At 38.2% G+C, this 2,690-nt stretch carries 3 protein-coding genes; all 3 read right to left on the bottom strand.

Annotated features, from left to right (window positions below):
• Positions 1-223: 223 nt before the first annotated feature.
• The 3 genes from FHT67_RS29585 to FHT67_RS29590 all read right to left on the bottom strand — a co-directional run bounded on the left by FHT67_RS29585 (position 224) and on the right by FHT67_RS29590 (position 2,533).
• A complete protein-coding gene (locus FHT67_RS29585) occupies positions 224-1,105 on the bottom strand; it encodes a GNAT family N-acetyltransferase (protein WP_167202141.1) in 882 nt (293 codons plus the stop codon).
• Between the two features lie 240 nt (positions 1,106-1,345).
• Positions 1,346-1,564: a DUF7660 family protein gene (locus FHT67_RS30745; protein ID WP_481856746.1), complete on the bottom strand. Its 219-nt coding sequence runs from the start codon at positions 1,562-1,564 to the stop codon at positions 1,346-1,348.
• Positions 1,565-1,924: 360 nt separating this feature from the next.
• Complete coding sequence (locus tag FHT67_RS29590) at positions 1,925-2,533, bottom strand: YdcF family protein (protein ID WP_167202142.1); 609 nt, start codon at positions 2,531-2,533, stop codon at positions 1,925-1,927.
• Positions 2,534-2,690 lie beyond the last annotated feature (157 nt).

Consider the following 2,690-nt stretch of genomic DNA (forward strand, 5'->3'; position numbering starts at 1 on the left):
GAGCGCCTCCCTGATGTGTTGTCGACAAACCCATCATACCGAGGCGCTCCTTTTTTTACAAAGCTCATTTCTTAAGCTCTACAGGATTGTTTAGCGTAACGGTTACTTATAATACCGTTCTCTGCGCTGTTTATTACGGCAAGTTTTAGGGCCATCCTTTGCTGGATGATGGCCCTGTCTTAGATCTCATACTGTTTAACGACCGGAATCGTTAACTTAGCCGCTAAGCATGAGCCAGCGTAGGTATACAAAACACAGGTTGCTTTCCCAAATCAAAAAGCGGTCTAATAAACAAGACATCTTCATGCTCACCATAGGGTTCTACATAAGCTTTGTTGAGGAGTTGATCAGGTGTGAAGTGAAACCGTACTTTCCTTGTTTGTTTCGTAGTAATTCGCGAGACCAATGTTTCCATGTTCACCTGTTTGTCGCTGATCACCTCATACAAATGCAGCAAATCGCCTTCATGCTCAAAAACGATTATGGCATCGTCAGTTCGCGAGTAATATAGGCATTCGTGGAAGATGTTCAAAGCATAAAATTGAAATAAACCTTCGCTATTTGTGACACCAACATGTTTTGAAATGGGTCTACGGGAAGAAAGCATTTGTTTAATTAAATCCCAATGCTCTTCCTTCAAAACATCCAGTTTTACCAGTAAAGTTGGTTCGCCTGCGGGCTGAACAGCTACGTTTAAATAAAATTGATGTTCAGGTAAGGCCGTAAATCCAAACTTGGGGTAAAATTCGAGCACGGTGCTGTTCGCAAATAAGAATAGCAAATCACATGTGCCTTCGTAGGTTTCCAATACATACTCCAGCAGTTGTCTGGACAATCCCTTACCCCGATGCTCGGGATGAGTCATTACCGTTCCAATTTGTAGTGCACTTTTGCTTTCACCATTAATAACCAAATCCATTTTACTTACCGAAACATTCGCGATTATTTGGTGATCTTCAACAATTGAATGGCAAATATAGCGATCGCCCCAGGCTCCCTTTTGGTACCATGCTTCGAAATCAATCCCAAATACTAGTTTGGAAAGTCGATTGAAGCTTGCTCGGTACTCGTCATGGTTTTTGTAGTCATAACTATGTATTATCATCGAAAAGTGTTGTCCTTTCTAAGTAGAATAATTATTTATTACATGCTCCGCTATGTAATTCCACGCAGATCACTCCCTCAACCAAGCTATAGATAATACTTTGAGTTTACCATTAAACCCCATATTCTGGGGCGTAGCTAAAATGCCCATAGTTCAGCAAAAAGCAGCCGAGCTTTATATGCCGGCTGCTCACGTGTTGTTGAGCTATAGTTCTCCGGTTAGCTTAAGGATTTACTCTCTTCACTTGTACGCCTTGCCTGCCAATAAAGAGGTTGCAAAGAGACTCCAGGTAGGCGAATTGGAATTATATTCACAATCAGTTAGCCATGCTTCCATAGCTTCAAGGAAGCTCTCCAGGTTCGGATTTTCGCAACCCGTAATATTATTAGTTAGGTCATTTCGCAATGTATTTAGAAATTCTACCAACTCTTCTTTATTGGAAACATCGTTAGGATTCACGTCAATTAAAACCTCCAAATAAATTATCGTTCCCAGTTAGCTCAACAGTTTAATGCCCTAATTAAGCTTCCTTTATATAATAAACTGTGAAAAAGGCATCCTCGTTAAAACCAAATTGCCTGCTTTCAATTACATAACTGTCATTAAAAATGTCAATCACATCACCAGGTATCAAGACAGGCAATGAAACTTTTGTTTCCTGTTCAAACAAACAATTATCGCCAACAAAGAACCGAGTTATAATAAATTCTATTGGCGGAAACTTAGGTTCGTGCTTTATAAACATTAGTCACCTCGTTAATTTTCTATACAAAGACAGTGGTTACCTCTATTAATTGAGTATTGAGCTATCGTCTCCCGTTAGCTTAACTCAACATCAAAGTCAATCAATTGTTTGTTCCTTATGTATGTAATTAGTTTTTTGCACTCTTCTCTCACTCTTGTTGTTCCTATTTCATTTTTAGACCAAGTGTCTCTTCTTGTATCCATGTCATTCACTGGACAAAATATATAAGAAATTGAATCGGGTAGAAATGTCTTCATGGTTAAATGGCAACGCCTCATATGATAAGCAGTTGTAACAATCAAAATTCTTTTAACATTAGCTAATCCGATACTGCTCTCCAATACTTCTGAGGAACATATAACATTTTCTTTTGTGTACTTAGAGAATGGTTCGATTAAAATATTTTCTTTAGGAATGCCTTGTTTTATTGCTTCTTCTCTCATCAATTTTGCCTCAACATCACTTTGTCCGTCCCATCGATGCCCACCTGAAAACAAAATTATTGGAGCACGGTTTTGCTTGTGCAACTTAATTACTTCTGGTACCCGATATTTTAAAGATTTTTGGCTTCCAAATACAAAAATAACATCGCCTTTAGAACCATCATCCACCAGATTATTAAATAATATCGAGTCAATATGATTTGGGAGAAGATTCTCTGGGTCGAATTGTGATATTAGCAATTTTATCCCTCCAGCAACATTTTCCTTTTATTGTAACACCCAGAACTTAAATTGCACTTCTTTATCCTCCCTCTATGAAGAATCACTTTTCTCTTAAATTCTCATGTTTCCTTAGATTTTGAACGTTTTTCTTTCATACCAGACAATCATTAGATGG

Source organism: Paenibacillus sp. BK720 (assembly GCF_011761545.1).
In the GTDB taxonomy this organism is placed as follows: domain Bacteria; phylum Bacillota; class Bacilli; order Paenibacillales; family Paenibacillaceae; genus Pristimantibacillus.

What these genes read in the sequence shown, in the direction of transcription:
- FHT67_RS29585 (WP_167202141.1), bottom strand. Translation starts at nt 1,105, where the DNA reads ATGATAATACATAGTTATGACTACAAAAACCATGACGAGTACCGAGCA.